This window comes from Streptomyces sp. CNZ287 (genome assembly GCF_007827615.1).
This window is the reverse complement of sequence record NZ_VISV01000006.1, coordinates 120,100-140,413: the sequence shown is the minus strand read 5'-3', so window position 1 is coordinate 140,413 and position 20,314 is coordinate 120,100. Positions and strand designations below refer to the sequence as shown.

Below are 20,314 nucleotides of genomic sequence, written 5' to 3'. Positions count from 1 at the left end.
TGGTGGAGTCAGGTGTTGTTGACAAGGCGACGCTCCAGGACTCGGATCAAGAGGGAAGCGGGGTACGCGATCACAATGAACGCCACGCCCACGATGGTGATGGCCTCGGTGGTGAAGGTCTCGTTGCTGAACTGCCGGGCCTCGCCGAGCATGTCCAGCGCGCCGATGACGGCGATCATCGGCGAGTCCTTGAGCATCGCGACCACGTAATTGCCCAGCGCGGGCACCACCCGGCGGATGGCCTGCGGCAGGATCACGGACGACCACGTCCGGCCGCGCGACAGGCTCAGCGCCTTCGCCGCCTCCCACTGCCCGACCGGCACGCCGTCGATGCCCGCGCGGTACACCTCGGCGGTGTACGTCGAGTAGTGCAGGCCCAGGCCGACGATGCCGGTGGTGAGCGGGGACATGGACGGGCCCCACTGGGGCACCACGTAGAAGAGGAAGAACAACTGCACCAGCAGCGGCGTGTTGCGGATGAACTCGGTGACCGCGGTCACCGGCCAGCGGACCCACCGCTGCGGCGCGCGCTGCGCCATGGCCCAGACCAGGCCGAGCGCGAAGGCGATCAGCGTGCCGAGCGCCAGGGCCTGGAGCGTGACGAGCACGCCGTCCCAGAACCGTGGCATGAAGTCCTCGACGACCTCCCAGTCGAACGTCATCCCAGACCTCCAGCGCCTTGAGTGCTCGCCTGCATGGACTCACCGCTGGGGCTGAGCTTGCGGGAGAGCAAGCCGTTCCTCTTCTCCGGAGCCCGGCCCACCCCCGCTTTGGCCCGGCGCTCCAGCATCCGCATGAGGCGGGTGAGGATGAACGCGAGAATGAAGTACAGGACCAGCAGCAGCGTGTAGATCGGCGCGCTCTCGTTCTTCGCCAGCCGCAGCAGGTTCCCGGCGAACGTCATGTCGGCGACGGCGATGACCGACACCAGCGACGTGCCCTTCAAGAGCTCGATCAGCAGGTTGTTGAACGGCGGGACCATCTCGGGGAACGCCTGCGGCAGCTCTATGCGCCGCAGGCGCTGCCAGCGGGTGAAGCTGAGCGCGATGCCCGCCTCCCGCTGCGCCGCGGGCACCGCCGCCAGCGCGCCGCGGACGATCTCGGAGCCGTACGCGCCGTAGGTGAGGCCGAGCGCCAGGGTGCCGGACCACAGCGGGACGAACTGCCAGCCGAGCATCAGCGGCACCGCGAAGGCCATCCAGAACATGAAGATCAGCGCGGACATGCCGCGGAAGATCTCGAAGTACGCGCCGGCGAGGAACCGCACGATCCAGAACCGCGAGGTCCGCAGCGTGCCGATGACGAACGCCACGACGGCGGAGAGCACCGCGCTGTAGACCAGCACCTGGATCGTGATCCAGATGCCCGGGAGGAACCACTCCCGGAAGAACTCCCAGCTCATCATCAGGGACAGAGCTCCTTCACCGTCAGGTCCGTCATCTCCCGTTCGGTGAAGCCGAAGGGCTTGACGATACGCAGCAGCTCGCCGCTCTCCTTGAGCTTGTGCAGCTCCGCGTTGAAGGCGTCGCGGAGGTTCTTCTCCGAGAGCCGGAACGCGAAGCCGCCGGCGCCGTACGCGGGCTCACCGTCGACGATCGGCTGGAACGGCTTCGTCCCCTCGGCCCGCCTGGAGCCTCTGACCGCGTTGGTCACGGTGACGCTGGTGCCGGCGAAGGCGTCCACGCGGCCCTGCTCGACGGCCTCCAGCCCGGCCACCTGGTCCGGCAGGACCAGGACCTGCTTGACGCCGTTGGCCTTCGCGTAGTCGATCTCCGCGTACGCGGTGCCGCTGGCCAGCTTCAGGCCCTTGTCGGCGATGTCCTTGTAATCCTTGATGCCGTGCGGGTTGCCCTTCTTCACGATGAAGGCGTCCAGCATCAGATAATCGGGGTCCGCAAAGAGCACCTGCGCACACCTGTCCGGGTTGATGTACATTCCCGCGGACACGACGTCGAACAGCGCCACTTTCAGCCCCGGGATCAAGGCGCCGAACTCCACCGGCACCGGTTCGATCTTCGGGATCCCCAGTCGCTTGAAGACCACCTCGGCGATGGCCGGTGCCTCCCCGACGGCGTCGCCGTCCTCGTTGATGTAGCCGAAGGGCACCTCGCCGGCGATGCCGACCTTGACGACGCCGCGGTCCCGCAGCTCTTCGAGCAGGTCACCCCCTTCGACGGTGCCGTCCGCCTCGGCCGTCCGGCTGCAACCGGCGGCCCCGCCGATCGCGCCGGCCGCGCCGACGGCGGCGGCTGATGCGAGCAGCGAGCGGCGCCTCAGCCCGCCCGGCCCGCTTCTCGTCTCGTTCTCACCACGTAGAACCATGGGCGCGCGGCTACCCGTCCCCGCCGAAGTTATGCGGGTCGGTTCCGGCCGGTGATCCTCCCGTTATCGTGGGATACACCGAACGAGGGAGTGGTGCATGTCTGCACGATTTGTCGAAGTCTCTCTGGCCAAGCGGGGCGTCCGCTGCACGGCGAAACTGCTCGACGACAGAGCCCCCATGACCTGCGCCGCGGTCTGGAACGCGCTACCGCTCGGAGGCGACGTCTACCACGCGAAGTACGCCCGCAACGAGATCTACACCCTGCTGCCCGCGTTCGCGCCCGCCGAGCCGCCGCTGGAGAACCCCACGGTCACCCCCATTCCCGGGGACCTGTGCTACTTCAGCTTCACCGACACCGTGCTCGGCACCGCCAGCTACGGCTACGAGGCGGAGGCCAAGCACCAGGGCCGCGCCAGCGTCGTCGACCTCGCGCTCTTCTACGAACGGAACAACCTGCTCATCAACGGAGACTCCGGCTGGGTCCCCGGCATCGTCTGGGGCTCGATCGTGGAGGGTCTTGACGAGATGGCCGCCGCCTGCCAGGACCTCTGGCGCGCCGGCGCGCTCGGCGAGACCCTCAACTTCCGCCGGCTCTGACCCGGACGGCGGTACGGGGCCGCGGACCGCGGCCCCGTACCGCCGTGGCGGCTCAGCCCAGGGCCGGCGGCCGGATGCCGTCCGCGATCCCCGACTCGTACAGCGCCTGCGCCGTGCGCAGCACCAGGGCGTCCCGGTGCCGCGCCGCGACGAGCTGGAGCCCCACCGGCAGCCCCGCCCCGTCCACCCCGCAGGGCAGGCTGACGGCCGGCTGCTGCGTGAGGTTGAAGGGGTACGTGAACGGGGTCCACCCCGTCCACCGGGTGAATCCCGAGTCCTTTGGCACCTCCGCCCCCGCCTCGAAGGCGGTGATCGGCACGGTCGGGGTGACCAGCACGTCGTACGTCTGGTGGAAGCGCCCCATCGACTGCCCGAGCGCCATCCGCACGTCCACAGCGGCCAGGTAGTCCAGCGCGCTGTAGCGCTCGCCCAGCTCGACGATCTCCCTCAGCCCCGGATCCAGCAGCTCCCGCGCGCCGGGACCGTACGGCTGCACCACCCGCGCGGCGCCGCTGAACCACAGCGTGTGGAACGCCTCCTGGCACGCTGCGAGCCCTTCGCACAGCCGCGGGTCGGCCTCCTCCACATACGCACCCAGGTCGGAGAGCCGCTCCACCGCGCCCCGCACCACCGCGGCCACCTGCCGGTCCACCGGCACCTGCCCGCCGAAGGTCGGGCTGTACGCCACCCGCAGCCCCCGCACGCCCTCGGCCGCCCCGTCCAGGGCGTCGACGAAGCCGCCCGCGGGCGGGCCGAGCTGCGACCAGTCCCGCGGGTCCGCGCCGCTGATCACGTCCATCATCAGCGCCGTGTCCCGGACGTCCCGGGTCATCGGCCCGACGTGCGCCAGCGTGCCGAACGGGCTCGCCGGATAGAGCGGCACCCGCCCGTACGTGGCCTTCAGCGCGACGATCCCGCAGAACGCCGCCGGGATCCGCACCGAGCCCCCGCCGTCCGTGCCCAGGCTCAGCGGCCCCGCGCCCAGCGCCACCGCCGCCGCGCTGCCGCCGCTGGAGCCGCCGGTGGTGCGGCCCGCGTCGTACGGGTTGACGGTGACCCCGTTCAGCGGGCTGTCCGTGGTGCCCTTCCAGCCGAACTCCGGCGTCGTGGTCTTGCCCAGGAACACCGCCCCGTGCTCCCGCAGCCGCGCCACCGAGGGGCCGTCCTCGTTCCACTCCCGGTCCGGGTCGACCAGCCTGGAGCCGCGCAGCGTGGGGGCGCCGCGCTCCAGGATCATGTCCTTGACGGTCACCGGCACGCCGTCGAGCAGCCCGGCCGGCTCGCCGCGCTGCCAGCGGCGCGCGGACGCCTCGGCGCGGGCGAGCGCCGCGTCCCGTACCGCGTCGTCGAGGGTGACGAAGGCGTTGGTCAGCTCCTGCGCCCGGGCCGCGCGTGCGAGGGCCGCACGGGTGGCCTCGACGGGCGACAGCTCGCCCGAACGGTAGCGGCGCAGCAGCTCCACCGCCGTGAGATCCGCCGGATCCGTACTCCCCGTCATCCCGCCGCCTCCTGAGGTCTCCGTCACCTTCTCCGCATTCTGCGTCACCGTACGTACCCGAGCTGCTTGTCCACGACGTTGAAGAGCGGCCGGCCCGCCTCCCACAGGTCGAACAACTCCAGGAACTGCTCGGAGAGCGCCCCGCGCCACCCCACGATGTCGCCGCTCATGTGCGGCGAGACGAACAGTCCCGGGACCTCCCACAGCGGGTCCTCGGGCGTCAGCGGCTCGTTCTCGAAGACGTCCAGGGCGGCCGCCGCGATCTCCTGCTGCTCCAGCGCCGCGACCAGCGCCGTGGTGTCGACCAGCGGGCCGCGGCCGACGTTGATGAACCGGGCCCGGTCCGGCATCGCCGCGAACGCGTCGCTGCCGAACATCCCGCGGGTCTCCTCCGTCAGCGGCGCCGCGCAGACCACCCAGTCGGCCTCCACCAGCAGCGCCGGCAGCTCTGCCTGGCCGCGTACGCCCTCGCGCGCGGTCCTGCCCACCAGCTCCGTACGCACGTCCAGGCAACCCAGCGTCTCCGCGATGGCCCGCCCGATCGGCCCGGCGCCCACCACCACCGCCCGGGTCCCCGCGAGCCGCAGCGTCTCGCGGTGCTGCCAGCGGCGCTGCCGCTGCCGCTCCCAGGTGCCCGGCAGGTCCTTGGCCATCGCCAGCACCAGACCGGCCACGTACTCCGCGATGGGCCGGTCGAAGACCCCGCGGGCGTTGGTCAGTACCGTGTCCGAGGCGGCGAACTCGGCGGAGAGCACATGGTCGACCCCGGCGCTCGGGGTGTGCACCCATCCGGGCCGCGGGCCCGGTCCCGGCCAGGCCCTGCGCACCGCGGGCGAGGTGAAGTCCCACACCAGCACCACGTCGGCGGAGGGCAGCAGCTCGGCGAGCCCGTCCTCGTCCGTGCTGATCACGTGGGCCCGGCCGCGGAGCCGGTCCAGGTCGGGCGGCGGGTCGTCGTCGAGGACGAGCACGCGGATTTCGGACATAGGAAGGAAACCGTCCCGCAATGTGGCACTGCTGCAATGGGGTCCGGTGATGGGTCCCGTACTCATTCCGTCACCGGATGTAGCCTGAAAGAGAAGCGGAAAAACGTCGGAGATGCGAGGATTGACCACGCTAGGGGTGTGCCTCTACCTTCGTCAATAACCGCATCTGTCACTGCGTCCCGGTCGCTCACCGGCTGCTCCAGTTGTTTTACCTTCCCCCAGCCCTCCGTACGAACGGGGCATCCTCATGGACGTCTCTTTTCTGGGCGGACCACAGCCACAGCGTGGTGTGGGTGTCGTAGCCCCTTTTGACTTCGCGCTCGACCGCGAACTCTGGCGATGGGTGCCGGACGATGTGTCCCTGCATCTGACGCGCACCCCCTACGTCCCCGTCGAGGTCAGCCTCGACCTGGCCAGACTCGTGAGTGAGCACCAGACCCTGCGCGAGGCGGTCAGGGCCCTGACCGCCGTCTCCCCCGAGGTCATCGCCTACGCGTGTGCGTCCGGCAGCTTCGCCGACGGCCGCATGGGCGAGCGTGCCATGACCGCCGCCATGTCGTCCGCCGCCGCGGTGCCGGCGCTGACGACATCCGGGGCCATGCTCGCGGCGCTGAACGAGATCGGTGCCCGTCGCACCGCCATCGTCACGCCGTATACACCGTCCGTCACCGGAGCCCTGGAGGACTTCCTCGAGGAAGGCGGCATCGAGGTCACCGGGCGGGCCAGCCTCGGCCTGACCCGGCACATCTGGCGGGTGCCGTACCGGGAGGTCGTCGAGATGGCGCGGCTCGCGGTCGCGCAGGGCTCGCCGGACGCGCTCTTCATCAGTTGCACCAACCTGCCGACGTACGACGTCATCCCCCAGCTCGAAGCGGAGCTGCGGATGCCGGTGCTCTCCGCGAACCAGGTCACCGTCTGGGAAGCCCTCCAGCGCATCGGCAAGGATGCCGTGGGTCCCTACCAGGCGCTGCTGGACCCGGCGGCACGGCTCGGCTGGGCGTCCATGCCGCCGCCGGACGCCACGGTACTCCCGGACGTGACGGTGCTGTCGGCGGAGCCGGCGGGAGGGCCGCCCGAGGTCCCCGCGCCGCCCGCGGAGATCGCCGCCCCGCCGCCCCCGCCGGAGGCGGCGCTGGCGGGCTCCGCGCAGGCGCAGGCACAGGACGCCGACGCGGTGGACGCGGCGGAGCCGCTCTGGCCGGACGATCCCGGGCAGTGGCCGGCGTAGGCCGGCGCAGGAAACACACCGAGACCCGGCGTGGGGGAGCGCCCACGCCGGCATACGCACGTTCACGTAGGGAGGCAGTGTGCAGCAGACCGCCAGGGCGACCGCGACCGTCGGTTTCCTCTACCCCGGGTACTCGGCCGAGGACGACTATCCCCGCATCCAGGACATGCTCGGCGGCGAGACGGCGCTGCCGCTCGTCCACACCGACATCGGCGAGGACGCCCACCGCGTCGACGCCCTGCTGGAGATGGGCTCCGCCGCCCGGCTGGCCGCGGGCGTGGACCAGCTCAAGGCCCGGGGAGCGCAGGCGGTCGTCTGGGCGTGCACCAGCGCCAGCTTCGTCTACGGTCCCGAGGGTGCGGCGCGGCAGGTGGCCGAGCTGTCCGAGACCGCGGGGCTGCCGGCCTCCAGCACGTCCTTCGCCTTCGCGCGCGCGGTGGCGGAGCTGGGCGTGCGCCGGGTGGCGGTGGCGGCGACGTACCCGGAGGACGTGGCGGAGCTGTTCGCCGTCTTCCTGAAGGCGGCGAACGCCGAGGTCACGTCGACGCGGGGCAGCGGGATCATCACCGCCGCCGAGGTGGGCACCTGGGCCAGGGACGAGGTGCTGGAGCTGGCCCGCGCGGGCGACCACCCGGACGCGCAGGCGGTGCTGCTGCCGGACACGGCGCTGCACACGGCGGCGTACGTCGCCGAGGTGGAGGCGGCGCTCGGCAAGCCGGTGCTCACGGCGAACCAGGTCACGGTCTGGGAGGGCCTGCGCCTCCTGGGCCGCCGGGCGACGGAGCCGGCGCTGGGGCGGCTCTTCAGCGCCCGGGACTGACGGCGCGCGCCCGGGGGCGTACGCGCCGGTACGACGGGCGCACGAGCCGGGCGCGGGACGTACGCGACGGCCGGAAGGCGGCGCCCTCCGGCCGTCCTACAGCAGCCGCTCCACCCGTTCGGCCGGCACGGCCCGGGAGTAGAACCAGCCCTGCGCCGTGTCGCACCCGATCCGGCGCAGCCGCTCGGCCTGCTCGCCGCTCTCCACGCACTCCGCGGTGACGCTGATGCCCAGCCGGTGCGCGAGGTCGACCAGGGCCTCGACGATCGTCTCGTCCGCCGGGCTCGGGTGCTCCGCGGAGCTGAAGCCGCGGACGAACGATCCGTCGAGCTTCAGCGCGGAGACCGGCAGCCTGCTGAGGTACGCGAGGTTGGAGTAGCCCGTACCGAAGTCGTCGATGGCGATGCCGACGCCCATCTCGCTCAGCTCCTGGAGCGCCTGGAGCGGCCGGCCGGCCGAGCCCATGACCGCCGACTCGGTCAGCTCCAGCTGCAGCAGCCGCGGCGGCAGGCCCGTCTCCTCCAGGATCTGCGCCACGTCGGCGACCAGGTCGGAGTCCCACACCTGCCGCACGGCGACGTTGACGCTGACGAACACCGGGTCGGCGGGGCGCAGTCGGCGCCAGCCGGCCGCGCGGCGGCACGCGGTGGCCAGCACCCAGCGGCCGAGCGGCACGATCGCGCCGTTCTCCTCGGCCAGTCCGATGAACCGATTCGGCGTCAGGGTGCCGAGCTTCGGGTGCTGCCAGCGCACCAGCGCCTCCACGCCGCGCACGCTGCCGTCGCCGAGGTCGATGAGCGGCTGGTAGTCCAGCGTGAACTCGTCGCGCTCGATGGCCGGGCGCAGCGTGGAGGAGAGCGCCTGCCGGGTCATCCGGTGGGCGTTGCGCTCGGGGTCGAAGAGGGTCCAGCGGGCCTTGCCGTCGGCCTTCGCCCAGTACAGCGTGGTGTCGGCGGCCTGCATCAGCGCCGTGGCCGTCTGCCCGCTGGCCGCGCGCTCGACGACGCCGATGCTCGCCGAGACCGCGAGCCGCTGCCCGGCGAGGTCGAACGGCTCCTGGAGCGCGTCGAGCAGCCGCTGCGCCAGCTCGCCGAGCTGTTCCGTACCGGCGGAGCGGGCCACCAGCACCGCGAACTCGTCACCGCCGAGCCGGGCGACCGTGATGCCGTGCTTCTCGGCCTTGCCCGCCTCCGCGGTGCAGGCCACCAGCCGGCGCGCGACGGCGGCGAGCAGCCGGTCGCCCACGCGGTGCCCGAGGGTGTCGTTGACGGCCTTGAAGCCGTCGAGGTCGAGGTAGGCGAGACCGACGCGCCCCGCCGCCCCCGGCGCCGGCGCCGCCGCCCTCGTGCGCGTACGGGATCCGCCCTGCCCGCGGCCCCGGCCGGCGCCGCCGTGCTCGGCCGCGGGCTCCTCCTCCTGCCTGGCCTCCTGGAGCGCGCCGGTGAGCCGCTCGAAGAACAGCTCCCGGTTCGGCAGCCGGGTCACCGGGTCGTGCATCTTCAGATGGCGCAGCTTCGCGCGCAGCTCGCGCTGCTCGGTGACGTCCGAGAGCGACAGCAGCGCCCGCCCGCCGGACAGCGGGGTGAGGGTCATCTCGACCGACAGCGACCGGCCGCCCGCGTCCTTCATCCGCCGCGTACAGCGCAGGGAGGCGCGCCTGCCCTGGAGGACGTCCACGAAGCCGGCCCAGCTCCACGGCTCGTCGCGCAGCCCGGTCAGCTCCGCCGCCGAGGCGCCGGCGAGACCGCTCTCGCCGGCGCCGACCAGCTCCTGCATCCGGCTGTTCGCGGCCCGTACGAGGCCGTCGCCGCCCACGACGGCCATCGCGAGCTGTGCCCCGTCGAAGGCGGCGCGGAAGTCGTCCACGGACGCGCCCGCGGGAAGGTGACGTTCCGTGACCGCCTGGAGTGAGGTCCCGGGCCCGCAGCCCGGCCCTTCGAGAGATACGCTCACCGCTCGCTCCCGCCCGTGGGGACCGCTCGGCTCCGCCGCTGCAGAGCCACAGCGCTGGAAATGTGCCCGATCATAGGGCTACCGGCTGTGTCGATCCAGTGACGCCGCTACGGCGCGGAAAGCGCTGAGCCGGATGGGGCCGGGAGTGATCGCACATGGCCGCCTCCTGCCGGGCGAATGACCAGATGTGACTTTGTGTTACCCGCACATGCTCCTGATCTCCCCTCTCGTCCCGCCCCGGACTCACTCGTGTGGGGCACTGGAACAGGACGGACGGGAACAAACACGAACAAAGTGGGCTGTGTTCTCTACTCTTCCGAGCCGATGAGGTCGATGTGGCCCACCCATCCATACCCCCTGTGGAACAGGACCAGTCGCGCGCGTTGCACCGGGCCGCCGCCGTGGCGACCTCGCTCTCCGCCGTCATGGCCACCTCCCTCATCGCCGACCCGGTCGGCGCCCAGCCGGGACACCCCTGTGCGCTGGAGCGGACCGCCGCCCACCACTCGGAGGGGATCGCCGGCTGGGACCCGGCGTACCCGCGGCCGAAGAAGACCCTCGACGCGGTGATGGTGTATCTCTCCTTCCCCGATTCGGAGCCGCTGACCTCCCCGGACGAGCTGACCGGCGACCACTTCCCGGCCACCGCCGAGTTCTTCGAGCGGGCCTCGTACGGGCAGTTCCGGCTGCGGGTCGACGCGCGCGAGCGGTGGATACGCATGCCGTCGGACTCTCTGTCGTACGGCATCGCCCGCGACTGGGACCCGACGGCGCGCAGCCGTTTCCTGAACGACGCGGTGTCCGCGGCCGATCGGAAAGTGGACTTCCGTGACTACGACGTGGTCTATCTTGTCGCCGACCCGGATGCCCCCGGCGTGGATTCCGACGCCACCAAGGTGGTCAACTTCGAAACCCCGATGCGCGCCGACGGCACCGACCTGCACCGCATCGTCACCGTCTTCGAGCAGCACCCGCCCGACCGCAACGTCCTCGCCCACGAGACCGGCCACGTCTTCGACCTCCCCGACCTCTACCACCGGCCGCTCGACGGCAGGGCCGACTGGGACACCCACGTCGGCGACTGGGACCTCATGGGCAGCCAGTTCGGGCTGGCGCCCGACCCCTTCGGCTGGCACAAGTGGAAACTCGGCTGGCTCGGAGACGACCAGGTCGGCTGCGCCGCGAACCCCGGATCGGACCGCTTCACGCTGCACGCGCTGTCCGCCCCCACGAGCCCGCGGACGCCCCCGCGCGGCACCACGGAGACGCAAGCGGAGAACGGGGCGGGGGAGCTCCGGGAGCAGGGCGGGAACGGGAAGGGGGCGGCGGTCCTGCGGCGCGACACCCGGCTCGTCGTCGTGCCCACCGGCGCCACCACCGCCGTCGCCGTCGAGGCCCGCGGCCGCTACGCCAACGACCGCCACGCCTGCACCGAGGGCGTCCTCGTCTACCGCGTCCACACCGGCACCGACTCCGGCGGCGGCCCCGTCGAGGTCGTCGACGGCCACCCCCGCACCGCCGCCTGCCACGACACCTCCGTCTACCCCCCGCTCGCCGACGCCCCGCTGGGCGAGGGCGAGAGCCTGGAGCTGAAGCGCGAGGGCGTACGCGTGGAGGTCACCGGGCGTATGGCGGACGGGGGCTGGGGCGTACGGGTCGTACGGGGCGCGGCGAAGCGGGGGTGACCGGCGGCGGGGCGCCGGTGCCGCGGCGGGATCCGGCCCGGAACGCGGACCGGGCGCTTTCGGAGATCCGAAAGCGCCCGGGTCGACGGTCTTGCGTGCTGTACGCCGTCAGGGACTCGAACCCCGGACCCGCTGATTAAGAGTCAGCTGCTCTAACCAACTGAGCTAACGGCGCCTGTCGACGTGGACGACCTTAGCACCCGGGCCCCGGAGATCGAAAATCGGTATTCGGGAGCGGCCACCGCGGCCCGTACGCACCCCCACAGCAGCTCCTTCGGGCCCGGCAGCCACGGGAACCGCACCTCCGGCGCGACCAGCCAGCGCGCCGCCCCCGCGCCGGCGCCCTCGCGCCGCCCGTAGACCGGCGGCAGCGTGACCGCGTCGCCCGGCCCGTGGCAGAGCGCCGGGGGCAGCCCGGGGCGCCACTCCTCCCAGGAGAGCAGGGCGGGCAGCCGGGCGGCGGTGCCGGGGGCGGCGAAGAGGAGCGTCCGGTCGCGTACGGCAGCGGCGGGGCCGCTGCCCGCGCCCTGCGTCCACAGCAGCTCCAGCACCCGGCGGCCCGGCAGTGCGGGGAAGCTCACCACGTCGAACGCGCCGCCGCACGGCAGCACGGCGGGCGCCGCGGGGCGCTGCGACCAGAGCGCGTGCACGCTGCGCGGGAAGGGGCTGGCGGAGGCGAGCCAGTCGGCGCCGGCGGGAGTCACGTCGCTGGCGGGAGCGTCCGATGCGTGACGGTTCATGGAAACCACATCTACGCGCGCTGCCGCACACCCCCGCACAGATCAGCGGAACCGGGGACAAGCCGGCGGGGAGGTGAGTATTCTGGGGCGTTTTTGCGTACGTGCCGGCGGCGGACGGCGTTCCCTGTCCGACGGACTCTAGCCCTCCGCCGGAGAGCCCGGGCCGCCGCCGGCGAGGAGGTCGCGGCCGTACTCGACCATCCGCTTCGCGTAGTCCTCGGTCCAGTCCGCCCGCTCCGCGATCGCCTCCGGCGTCAGCCGGTCGAACCGCTGGGGGTCGGCGAGCTGCGCCGCCGCCATCGCCTGGTACTCGATGGCCCGGTCGGTCGCCGCCCGGAAGGCCAGCGTGAGGTCGGTGGCGCGGGCCAGCAGCTCGCCGGGGTCCTCGATCGACTCCAGGCCGAAGAAGTGCTCCGCGTCGGGCTCCGCGAGCGGCGGCTCGAAGAGCAGCGCGGCGGGCCGCCGCGGGGTGCGCGGCTGCTCCGTCCGGCCTGGCCGAGCCGGGTCCGGCTCCGTCATAGGGGTCCTCCACTTGCCTCTGTGCCACCGCCCATTCTCCCCCGCCGCGCAACCCCGCCCCCGCGCGGCGCCGCGGGACCGCCCGTACGGGCGCGTGCCGGGCCGGCGCTCACGCCCGTACGCGATGGTCCGCCAGGTGCGCCAGGACCGCCTGGTGGGCCTCCCAGCCGTCCGGGAACTTGACCACCGCGCCGAGCTGCACCGGCTCCGTCGAGGGGTGCTCGTCCAGCAGCTCGGGCACGCCCGCACGGCACACCACGACGCAGGCGTGCCGGTGCCGCGAGGCGAGCACGCACAGGCGCCCGGTCTCCAGGTGGAACGCCGTCGCGTCCGGGCGTCCCGACAGCGGGTGCAGCACCACCGTGACGTCGAACTCCATGCCCTGCAGCCGGTTGGCCGTGTCCACCGTCACCGCGTCCGCCGACACCGCGGGCAGCGTCCGCGCGAGCGCGGCCCGTACCGCCGCGGCCTGGTCCCGGTGCGCCGCGCCCACCGCGATCCGGTCCGCCGTCAGCTCGCCCTCGCCGCGTTCCGAGGCCGTCGTGCCGCGCCGCTCCAGCAGCCGCCGCACGACCCGCGCCACCGCCGCCACCGCCTCCGGATCGGTCCGCGGCGTGTGCGCCGCGGGCAGCTCCAGCAGCCCCCAGCCGCTCGCCGCCGCCTCGTCCAGCACCCGGTCGGCGCCCGACCCGTCCGACCGCTCCGCGAACGCCAGCCGCCGCTCACCGGGGCCCGTACCGCTGCGGAACGGTGTGAAGGGGTAGAACGCCCGCGACACCAGCGGCGCGGCCGACGCCGGCAGCCGCCAGGACACCGGCAGCCGGTGCTGCGGCAGCCCCGGGTGGTGCGCCAGCAGCGTCGTCACCGCGCTGGCCGCCGGGTCCCAGGCCAGCCCCGACCACTGCTCGGCGCCGACCGCGCTGAACGGGTCGAGCTGCCCGGGATCGCCCACGAAGAGCGCGCGCTCGAAGAGCCCGGCGACGGAGAGCAGCGCGTCGGAGCGCATCTGGTACGCCTCGTCCACGATGGCGTGCTCCCAGCGCTCCGCGCCGTCGCCCTCCTTCGCCCGGGCCGCGGCGACATACGCCCACTTCGCGGCGGTGGAGGCGATGACGCCGAGTCCCGCGAGACCGGCGAGGCTCGTGGCGGTACGCACGTGCTCGTGGCCGTCGAGCACGGGGTCGTAGGGGCGGGGGTCGCTGCTGTGCAGCCGGCCGACGGGCAGGTCGGGTTCCTCCCGGGCGAGGCGGTCGACGAGGTCGTCCACCTGCGCGTTGGTCTGGGCGACGAGGAGCAGCCTGCGGCCGGCGGCGGCCAGCTCGCGGGCGGCGCGGACGACGAGGGTGGACTTGCCGGCGCCGGGCGGGGAGTCGACCAGGACGCCGCGGGAGGTGCCGTCGAGGGTGTCGCGGAGGATGGCCTCGGTGGCGGCCCGGGCGGCGGTGGCGGGGTCGGCGCCGTGGGGCTGGGGTGCGGCCGGACGCGGGGGGCGTGTCGCCGCGGTGCGGGGCTCCGGGGCGTGCGTGCGGGCACGCTGCTCGGCACCGGACGCCTCCGCCGGGCCGGCCGCTTCTGCAACCGTCCCGCCCGCCGCGGGAGTGTCCGCCGCGCTCCGGGTGCTCTCCGCGGGCCCGTGTGCGCCCGTCCTCGGCTCCGTCGTCACAGGAAGTCCTCCGCCGTCACCCGGTCCGGCTCCTCCGCGGCCCGCGCTGCCGGGCTGCCGTGCGTCCACGGGGTGTCCTCCGGCTCCGGCAGGGCGGGGCCGCGGCGGGCCGTGTGCTCGAAGAGCGTCCACACCACTCGGTCGCCCGGCTCCGGCACCGAGCCCTCAGCGGGGGTGCGCGAGCGGCCCATGCCGTCCTGCAACTGCACGGTGACGCGCCCGTCCCCGTACCCGGCGACCAGCGCGCGCTGCGTGCGCCCGCCGGGCAGCTCGCGGTAGACCTTGCCGCCGTCCTCCAGGTGCGGTTCGTCGTCGGTGGCGACGGTGACCAGCGGCCGGGGCATCGGGCGGCGGCCTTCGGAGTACGCCATCTCCACGGATTCCGTACGGCAGACGAACGCCTGCCCTGCGAGCCGCCGCTCGGCCATCGTCAGCGGGTCGTCCAGCGCCTCCTGGGCGTCCAGCTCGGCCAGCGCGCGCTCGCGCTGGGCCAGCTTGCGGGCGGCGGTCACCGCGTCGTCGCGGCGCGGCTGCGGGGGCTCCCCGGCGCGCACCCGGTCGCGGTGGGCGGTGAAGGACCACCTGTCGCCGAGCCACCGGCCGGGCACGTGCGCGCCCCCGGGGAGGGCACGCAGCAGGTCGTACGACCGCCAGACCGCGTCCCACGTGGGCCGGAGCCGGCTCTCCACGAGCCGGGCGACGGCCTCCTCCGCGGCCCGCGTCGCGGCGGGGTCGCCCTCGGCGCGGGCGCGGTCGAAGCGGGCCATGGCGGGGGCGAGGAGCCGGTTGTCGAACGCGGGGTCGGTGGCCGGTCCCGCCGGGGGCACGAGCAACTGGCCCTCGGCGTCGCGGCCGGTCTCCGCGCGCTCCGCGGCCGCCGCGCCGTCCGTGATCCAGGCGAGCAGGGCGCCGAGGTGCTGGTCCTCGACGGTGCTCTGGCCGGTGGCCCAGTGCCGGGCGAGCAGTTCCGTGGCCGACAGCAGCAGCGAGGCGCCGGGCACGCGGGCGCGCTCGCCGTAGTGCGACAGCCAGCGGCCGAGGAGCGGGACGCGCGGTGGCGCGGGGTGCGGGGCGTCCGGGTCGTCCTCGGCGGTCCTGCGGAAGCGCATGGAGCGGCCGAGGAGGCGCACGTACTCGACGCCTGCGCGGCTGGGCACGAGGAGCTGTGCGGCGTCGGCACAGGGCTCCTGGACGGGCTCCGCGGGCTCGTCGCCGCCGCCGGGAGTGTCGCCGGAGCGGCCGGAGCCGCCGGAGCCGCCGGTTTCGCCGGTTTCGCCGTCCTCCGTGTACGACTCGACGTACGGCAGCACCTCCGCCGCCAGCTCGGCCAGGAACGCGAACCGCAGGTCGCGGTCGCGCGGCTGCGGGACGACCAGCAGGCGCGGCCGGTCGCGGGCGCAGCCGACGAGCGCGCCGAGCGGGGCGGCGGCCTCGCCGGCGGCGGTCATCGGGACGAGGACGAGCGGCCGGTCGGACAGATGCCGGTGCCGCACGGTCGCCAGCGGGGTGGCCCGCCCGGCGACCACGGCCTCCGCCCGCGCGAGGGTGACCATGAGACTCATGCGCCGCCGCCCCCTTCGGCGGCGGCCAGCGCCTCCGCGCGCAGCACGGCGGCCCGCCGCAACGCGGCCACCGCGGGATCCTCCGGGGACGGACCCGCCTGGTCCGCCTCCGGCGCCACCGCCCGTGCGGCAGCGGCGGGACCTGCGGCGGGCCGCCCTGCTGCCGCCGCGCCCGCCACGCCCTCCTCGGCGTCCGCGCCGCCCGCCGGCGGCGCCCCGCCCGACGCGGCCGTCACGACCTCCGCCACCGTGCGCAGGCCGCCCAGGTCGCCGCGTACGCCGCGGCCCAGGGCGGTCACGTCGCCCCGCTCGCGGGCCTGCGCGCGGCAGTGGAAGGCCAGCTCGCAGGCCGCCAGGCACTCGGGGGCGTACGCGGCGGGCACCGACTCCACCGCCGTCACCAGCCGGGGCGGGGGCTGGCGGACGTCCAGGGTGAGGTCCGCGGGCAGGGTGGCGGCGATCGCTTCGAGGCGGGTGAGGCGGGCAAGCTGGCGGCGGGTGGCGGCGAGTTGCTTGCGCACGTCGACCGGCTCGGCGACCGGCTGGTTGGAGAAGTCCTTGGGGCACACCAGCAGCACGTCGTGGTGGACCTCGCAGTGCGGCCGGAGCGCCAGCACGTACACCGCCGCCTGCCGGGCCGCCGCGCCGACCTTCGCCGGGTCCGCAGCCCCGTCGAGGATCGGGAAGGACTTGATCTCGACCACCCTGCAGCGCCCGTCGGGGCCGACGACCGCCGCGTCCGGCTCCAGGTAGACCGGCGCGCCCGCGACCTCCAGGCTGACCATCGGGTGCCGCAGCAGCGTCCAGCCGCCCGCCGCCACCGCCTCGGCGATGGCCAGCCGGGTGCGCTCGGTACGCCCGCGGGGGCCGGGGGCGGCCAGGTCGGGGACGCGCACCGCGGCGGGCTCCGGCGGGACCTCGCCGGTGCGCTCCGCGAGGAGGCTCAGCAACTCGGCACCGCCGTCGGCGGTGATACGGGCCTCGAAGGCGTTGCCGCGGGCGAACGCGAACTGCGACTGGCCGAACGGCGCCGGTCTGCCCAGCGCCTCGGCGAGCGCGCCCTTGTCGATCCCGGCGCCGTCCAGCAGCGTCCGGCGGCGGCACCCGGGGTTCGCCGCCAGTGCGGCGAGCGCCCGCGCGTCCAGGGCGCGCGCCTCGACGCCCGCGCCGCGCAGCGCGTCGAGCCGGCGGCGCAGCGCGGGCCCGGGCGCCGATGCTGTCCCGGGCCCGGCGGTGGGGGCGTCGGCGCGGGCGGGGGTCAAGTCGCCCGTAGCGGTCGTACGTTCCACGCGCCGCAGTCTGGCACGCCCCACCGACACCGGGGGTGCCCGCGGGGCGGGAGCGGCGCCGCGGCGGTCCGCCGCGGCCGCGTCGTGATCCCCGTCGGTGCCGGGCGCGCGGCGCGTCCGGCGGATCTCCGCGTACGGGCGTACCGGGCGCGGCACCGTCAGCCGCCGCGCCCGCCGCGCGTCAGTACGCGAGTCTCCTGCACATCACCTGTGCCGCGGCCCCGCGCTGCTCCACCGGCGCCCGTCTGCCGCCCGACGGTGCCGGCGGGTCGCCGGGGCCCGGGTTCTCGTGGGTGGCGCGCGGGCTCGGGATGTGGGGCGCTTCGGGTTCGTCTCCCGGGGCGCCGCCCCCGCCCGTGCGGACCTTCTCCGGGGCGCGGTCGTCCGCCGGTACGTCGCTGCCGTCCGGGTCGTCGGGCCGCGGGCCGCCCGCGGCGACCACGCCGCCGCCCGCGGGGGTGCCGCGGCCGCCGACGAGGGAGGCGAGCCGGTACAACCGGCGGCGGATGCCGTCCGCGGCGCGCAGCGACGGGCGGAGCAGCAGCCAGCCGAGGCCCATGACGGCAGCGCCCGCGACCGCGTCGAGGAAGTAGTGGTTGGCGGTGCCCATGACCACGATGGTGGTCACGAGCGGGTACGCGACGCCCAGCAGCCGGACCGGCGTGTGCGGGGCGTGCCGCCACAGCACCACCGCGCACCAGAGCGCCCAGCCGACGTGGAGGCTGGGCATCGCCGCGTACTGGTTGGTCAGCCCGCCGAGCCCGCGCGGTGCGCTCGCCTCACCGCCCCACCAGCCGTACGACGAGTACTGCGCCATCGTGTCGACGAACCCGTACGCCGGGTCCAGCAGCCGCGGCGGGCAGGTCGGCATGAGGATGAAGCCGACGAGCGCGACGACGGTGGAGAGCAGCAGCCAGGTCCGGTAGCGCCGGTAGTGCACGCGGTGGCGGAGCCAGACCCACCCCAGGACCACGGGCGTGACGACGTAGTGCAGGGACGCGTAGATGAAGTCGGCGGGGACGCCGAGCACCGCGTGAGCGGTGAAGAGTCTGTTGAGCGGGTCCTCGAAGTTGATGTGCAGGGTCTTCTCGATGTCGAGCAGCGCGAGGCCGTTGTCGACCGCCATGGTCACGTCGCCGCGGGCCAGCAGCCGGCCCGCCGAGTACGCCATGTACACCACGACGACGAGCAACAGCTCCGTCCACCAACGCTGCCTCAGTCGCATGGTCCAGGCACTCCGTCTCCGCTTCCCCGCCCCGGGCCGCCCCACGTGGCCCACGGACAACCGTACGGTGTACGTCAGCCCACCGCACGATGTATATCCCTCCACCGGTTGGTGGATGCGACCTCCACCGAAGGTGGAGGGAGCCAGAAAGACGCGGAATGATCCGGAAAGGTTGCCTGCGGTTGCCGGATCAGGCGGAAATCAGCCCCGGGTTCGTCAGGAACGCGTCCACCTCGGACCTGCCTGACCAGCGCCGCAGCCTCTCCGCGGTGGCGTCGAGCATGGCGCGTACGCGCGCGGAACGCACCTCCTCCAGGAGCGGGAGCGCGCCGCCGGCCGCGGCGGCGGCCTCGTCCGGCCGGCCCGCGGCGGCGAGGTCCGCGGCCAGCTCCGCGGTGAACAGGGCGGTGTTGCGGGCGAAGTGCGGGTCCTGGAGGAGCACGGCGCGGCGGGCGCACTCGGCGGCGCGGGTGTGGTCGCCGAGCGCCGCCCAGCACTGGGCCTCCAGGCCGGTCAGCTCGGCCTCGCCGTAGAAGGACATCCACTCCGGGCACCCGTCCGCCGCCCCCCGCGCGAAGAGGTCGCCCGCCGTGGTCAGCGCCTCGCGGGTCGCGGCGGGGTCGCCGAGGAGAGCCCAGCCGCCGGCCTCGCGGACGGCGAGCAGCGAGCGCAGCCGGTCGCAGCCGGCCGCGGCGGCGGCGCGGCGGCCGGCCTGGGCGGCGCGTACGGCCTCGTGGGCGCGGCCGGTGTCGCGGGCCAGGAACGCGGTGTTGGAGAAGGCGTGCGCCTCCAGGGCGGGGTCGTCGGCGAGCCGGGCGGTGGCGAGGGCCTCGGCGTAGTGCGAGCGGGCGTCGGCGTAGCGGCCGGAGTCGTGGGCCAGCCAGCCGACGGAGAGTGCCAGCTCACCGGCCGCGGCGTGCAGCCGCTCGGCGTCGGAGCCGGGGCGCGGGACGGTCTCGGGGAGCAGCGCGCGGGCGGTGCGCAGGGTGCAGCAGGCGCGGGCGTAGAGGTCGTCGGCGCCGTGCCGGTCGTCGTGCAGCCGGATGCGGCGTACCGCCTCCGCCACGGCGGCCTCGGCGAACTCGGGCGTACGGGGCCGGGCGGGCGGCAGCGCCGGGAAGGGCGGGAGCGGCGGCGGCCCGCCGGCCGCGGAGGCGGCGGGGGAGTGCTCCGCCGGCCCCTCCGGAGGCGTGGGGCGCATAGACGTGCGTGGGGGCGCATCTTTGCCGCCGCGCGCCCTTCGGCCCCGTACCGCCGCCCGCGGCTCGAAGCCCAGATCGCCCAGCGAGCGCCCCGGGAACATGTGCAGGAACACGCGCTCGTACGCGTAGTTGGGGCACCGGATCTCGCCGGACTCGACGCGGCCCACGTAGCGCGCGTCACACGAGACCTGTTCGCCGATCTCCCGCGCGGCCCGCCGCACCGAGGCGGCGAACTCGCCCGGTGACCGGCTGCCGCGCAGCGCGCGGAAGGCGGCGTTGGGACGCAATCGGTCGGGTGGGGCGGCCACGTCCGCTGTTCCTCCCTGCTGCTCGACCCTGCTGCTGCTCGGCGACGCCCGTGCCGCGACCGCCGGTCCGCCACCGATGCGCTCCACGGGCGGCGCCGCACGGCGGCCCGCTCGCACCCGCGGTGCGTGCGCCGCCACGCAGAGTCTGCCGACCCGCGGGTCCCCTCGCCCCCGATCCGCTATAAAACGCCATCCTTTGCGGCGACTTCACCCCGTGCCGTTGACACGGCCCTGGCGTTGGATGGGCAGAGGACCGGGGGAACCACGACGGGGACTGGATGAGGAGGGGTTCCTGTGCCGGACACCGGCGGGGAGACCACTGTCGGTACGAGAGCCGCCGCGGACCCGTGTGACCTGGTCACCGTCCCGGCCAGACACGGCCTCGAAGCGGTCGACATCCTCCGGCTGCGCACGGCCGTCGGGCCCGTGCTGCACGACGGCGGCGTCGACACCCTGGGCTTCCTGGTACCGCCGGGGACGGCGGCGCGCTGGGACCTGCCCGGCAGCGCGTGCACCCCGACGCTGCGCCGCGGGCCCGCGGCGCCGCCGGTGGCGGGGACGTACTGGCTGGTGCCGCCGGAGGAGGCGGCGCCGGTGACGGACCCGGTGCTGCTCGCGGCGGCGCTCTGCGAGGCGGCCCGTACGATCGAGGCCGCCGACGGCTTCTGACCCCGGGCCGCCCGCCCCGCACCCCCGCGGAGCGCGCCCGGGACCCG

General features: G+C 74.5%; 18 protein-coding genes and 1 tRNA gene. 5 read left to right on the top strand and 14 right to left on the bottom strand.

Annotated features, from left to right (window positions below):
- Nucleotides 1–8: 8 nt before the first annotated feature.
- From ehuD to ehuB, 3 genes are read right to left on the bottom strand one after another with little or no spacing between them, the layout of a single operon-like run.
- Nucleotides 9–662: an ectoine/hydroxyectoine ABC transporter permease subunit EhuD gene (gene ehuD, locus FB457_RS13945; protein WP_145782062.1), complete on the bottom strand. Its 654-nt coding sequence runs from the start codon at nucleotides 660–662 to the stop codon at nucleotides 9–11.
- A complete protein-coding gene (ehuC, locus tag FB457_RS13940) occupies nucleotides 659–1,405 on the bottom strand; it encodes an ectoine/hydroxyectoine ABC transporter permease subunit EhuC (protein WP_047015937.1) in 747 nt (248 codons plus the stop codon). The genes ehuD and ehuC overlap by 4 nt, the downstream gene beginning before the upstream one ends.
- Complete coding sequence (gene ehuB, locus FB457_RS13935; RefSeq protein WP_047015936.1) at nucleotides 1,405–2,322, bottom strand: ectoine/hydroxyectoine ABC transporter substrate-binding protein EhuB; 918 nt, start codon at nucleotides 2,320–2,322, stop codon at nucleotides 1,405–1,407. The genes ehuC and ehuB overlap by 1 nt, the downstream gene beginning before the upstream one ends.
- A 97-nt stretch (nucleotides 2,323–2,419) precedes the next feature.
- Here ehuB and FB457_RS13930 point away from each other — a divergent pair, with 97 nt between their 5' ends.
- Nucleotides 2,420–2,920 (top strand): DUF3830 family protein, encoded by a 501-nt coding sequence (locus FB457_RS13930; protein WP_047015935.1) that lies wholly within the window; start codon nucleotides 2,420–2,422, stop codon nucleotides 2,918–2,920.
- 52 nt (nucleotides 2,921–2,972) lie between these two features.
- Here FB457_RS13930 and FB457_RS13925 read toward each other — a convergent pair whose 3' ends face one another.
- Both FB457_RS13925 and FB457_RS13920 read right to left on the bottom strand, forming a co-directional pair.
- Nucleotides 2,973–4,418, bottom strand: a complete 1,446-nt coding sequence (locus tag FB457_RS13925) for an amidase (RefSeq protein ID WP_047015934.1) — start codon at nucleotides 4,416–4,418, stop codon at nucleotides 2,973–2,975.
- 44 nt (nucleotides 4,419–4,462) lie between these two features.
- Nucleotides 4,463–5,404 (bottom strand): D-2-hydroxyacid dehydrogenase, encoded by a 942-nt coding sequence (locus FB457_RS13920; protein WP_047015933.1) that lies wholly within the window; start codon nucleotides 5,402–5,404, stop codon nucleotides 4,463–4,465.
- A 247-nt stretch (nucleotides 5,405–5,651) separates the two neighbouring features.
- On the opposite strand from FB457_RS13920, the gene FB457_RS13915 reads away from it, so the two are divergent.
- Nucleotides 5,652–6,632 (top strand): maleate cis-trans isomerase family protein, encoded by a 981-nt coding sequence (locus FB457_RS13915; protein ID WP_047015932.1) that lies wholly within the window; start codon nucleotides 5,652–5,654, stop codon nucleotides 6,630–6,632.
- 79 nt (nucleotides 6,633–6,711) lie between these two features.
- Complete coding sequence (locus FB457_RS13910) at nucleotides 6,712–7,452, top strand: maleate cis-trans isomerase family protein (protein ID WP_047015931.1); 741 nt, start codon at nucleotides 6,712–6,714, stop codon at nucleotides 7,450–7,452.
- Between the two features lie 96 nt (nucleotides 7,453–7,548).
- On the opposite strand, the gene FB457_RS13905 is transcribed toward FB457_RS13910, so the two are convergent.
- Nucleotides 7,549–9,318: a putative bifunctional diguanylate cyclase/phosphodiesterase gene (locus FB457_RS13905; RefSeq protein WP_047015930.1), complete on the bottom strand. Its 1,770-nt coding sequence runs from the start codon at nucleotides 9,316–9,318 to the stop codon at nucleotides 7,549–7,551.
- A 446-nt stretch (nucleotides 9,319–9,764) separates the two neighbouring features.
- Here FB457_RS13905 and FB457_RS13900 point away from each other — a divergent pair, with 446 nt between their 5' ends.
- Nucleotides 9,765–11,090, top strand: a complete 1,326-nt coding sequence (locus FB457_RS13900; RefSeq protein ID WP_047015929.1) for a M6 family metalloprotease domain-containing protein — start codon at nucleotides 9,765–9,767, stop codon at nucleotides 11,088–11,090.
- A 101-nt stretch (nucleotides 11,091–11,191) separates the two neighbouring features.
- Here the strand turns inward: FB457_RS13900 and FB457_RS13895 are convergent.
- The 8 genes from FB457_RS13895 to FB457_RS13860 all read right to left on the bottom strand — a co-directional run bounded on the left by FB457_RS13895 (nucleotide 11,192) and on the right by FB457_RS13860 (nucleotide 19,577).
- Nucleotides 11,192–11,265, bottom strand: a tRNA-Lys gene (locus FB457_RS13895).
- Nucleotides 11,243–11,830: a bifunctional DNA primase/polymerase gene (locus FB457_RS13890; protein WP_107086104.1), complete on the bottom strand. Its 588-nt coding sequence runs from the start codon at nucleotides 11,828–11,830 to the stop codon at nucleotides 11,243–11,245. The genes FB457_RS13895 and FB457_RS13890 overlap by 23 nt, the downstream gene beginning before the upstream one ends.
- Before the next feature lie 138 nt (nucleotides 11,831–11,968).
- Nucleotides 11,969–12,349 carry a hypothetical protein gene (locus tag FB457_RS13885; protein WP_145782060.1) on the bottom strand — a complete coding sequence of 127 codons (381 nt, stop codon included), beginning with the start codon at nucleotides 12,347–12,349 and terminating at the stop codon, nucleotides 11,969–11,971.
- 109 nt (nucleotides 12,350–12,458) lie between these two features.
- Complete coding sequence (locus tag FB457_RS13880) at nucleotides 12,459–13,766, bottom strand: DEAD/DEAH box helicase family protein (protein WP_486589032.1); 1,308 nt, start codon at nucleotides 13,764–13,766, stop codon at nucleotides 12,459–12,461.
- A gap of 242 nt (nucleotides 13,767–14,008) precedes the next feature.
- Entirely contained in the window at nucleotides 14,009–15,574 is a 1,566-nt protein-coding gene (locus tag FB457_RS13875; RefSeq protein WP_347612308.1) for a hypothetical protein, read from the bottom strand.
- Complete coding sequence (locus FB457_RS13870) at nucleotides 15,571–16,836, bottom strand: hypothetical protein (RefSeq protein WP_145782158.1); 1,266 nt, start codon at nucleotides 16,834–16,836, stop codon at nucleotides 15,571–15,573. Before FB457_RS13870 ends, FB457_RS13875 begins: the two co-directional genes overlap by 4 nt.
- Nucleotides 16,837–17,044: 208 nt before the next feature.
- Nucleotides 17,045–18,088 (bottom strand): phosphatase PAP2 family protein, encoded by a 1,044-nt coding sequence (locus FB457_RS13865; RefSeq protein ID WP_253911220.1) that lies wholly within the window; start codon nucleotides 18,086–18,088, stop codon nucleotides 17,045–17,047.
- A gap of 190 nt (nucleotides 18,089–18,278) precedes the next feature.
- A complete protein-coding gene (locus tag FB457_RS13860) occupies nucleotides 18,279–19,577 on the bottom strand; it encodes an NsdA family TPR-like regulatory protein (RefSeq protein WP_145782157.1) in 1,299 nt (432 codons plus the stop codon).
- 315 nt (nucleotides 19,578–19,892) lie between these two features.
- Here FB457_RS13860 and FB457_RS13855 point away from each other — a divergent pair, with 315 nt between their 5' ends.
- The gene (locus FB457_RS13855; RefSeq protein WP_047015924.1) at nucleotides 19,893–20,267 is read left to right on the top strand and encodes a hypothetical protein; all 375 of its coding nucleotides are present in this window, start codon (nucleotides 19,893–19,895) and stop codon (nucleotides 20,265–20,267) included.
- The last annotated feature ends 47 nt before the right edge of the window (nucleotides 20,268–20,314 follow it).

Excerpts from the sequence above, each read along its gene's own strand:
- ehuD (WP_145782062.1), bottom strand. The coding sequence starts at position 662 with ATGACGTTCGACTGGGAGGTCGTCGAGGACTTCATGCCACGGTTCTGG.
- ehuC (WP_047015937.1), bottom strand. The coding sequence starts at position 1,405 with ATGATGAGCTGGGAGTTCTTCCGGGAGTGGTTCCTCCCGGGCATCTGG.
- ehuB (WP_047015936.1), bottom strand. The coding sequence starts at position 2,322 with ATGGTTCTACGTGGTGAGAACGAGACGAGAAGCGGGCCGGGCGGGCTG.
- FB457_RS13930 (WP_047015935.1), top strand. The coding sequence starts at position 2,420 with ATGTCTGCACGATTTGTCGAAGTCTCTCTGGCCAAGCGGGGCGTCCGC.
- FB457_RS13925 (WP_047015934.1), bottom strand. The coding sequence starts at position 4,418 with ATGACGGGGAGTACGGATCCGGCGGATCTCACGGCGGTGGAGCTGCTG.
- FB457_RS13920 (WP_047015933.1), bottom strand. The coding sequence starts at position 5,404 with ATGTCCGAAATCCGCGTGCTCGTCCTCGACGACGACCCGCCGCCCGAC.
- FB457_RS13915 (WP_047015932.1), top strand. The coding sequence starts at position 5,652 with ATGGACGTCTCTTTTCTGGGCGGACCACAGCCACAGCGTGGTGTGGGT.
- FB457_RS13890 (WP_107086104.1), bottom strand. The coding sequence starts at position 11,830 with ATGAACCGTCACGCATCGGACGCTCCCGCCAGCGACGTGACTCCCGCC.
- FB457_RS13885 (WP_145782060.1), bottom strand. The coding sequence starts at position 12,349 with ATGACGGAGCCGGACCCGGCTCGGCCAGGCCGGACGGAGCAGCCGCGC.
- FB457_RS13875 (WP_347612308.1), bottom strand. The coding sequence starts at position 15,574 with ATGAGTCTCATGGTCACCCTCGCGCGGGCGGAGGCCGTGGTCGCCGGG.
- FB457_RS13865 (WP_253911220.1), bottom strand. The coding sequence starts at position 18,088 with ATGCGACTGAGGCAGCGTTGGTGGACGGAGCTGTTGCTCGTCGTCGTG.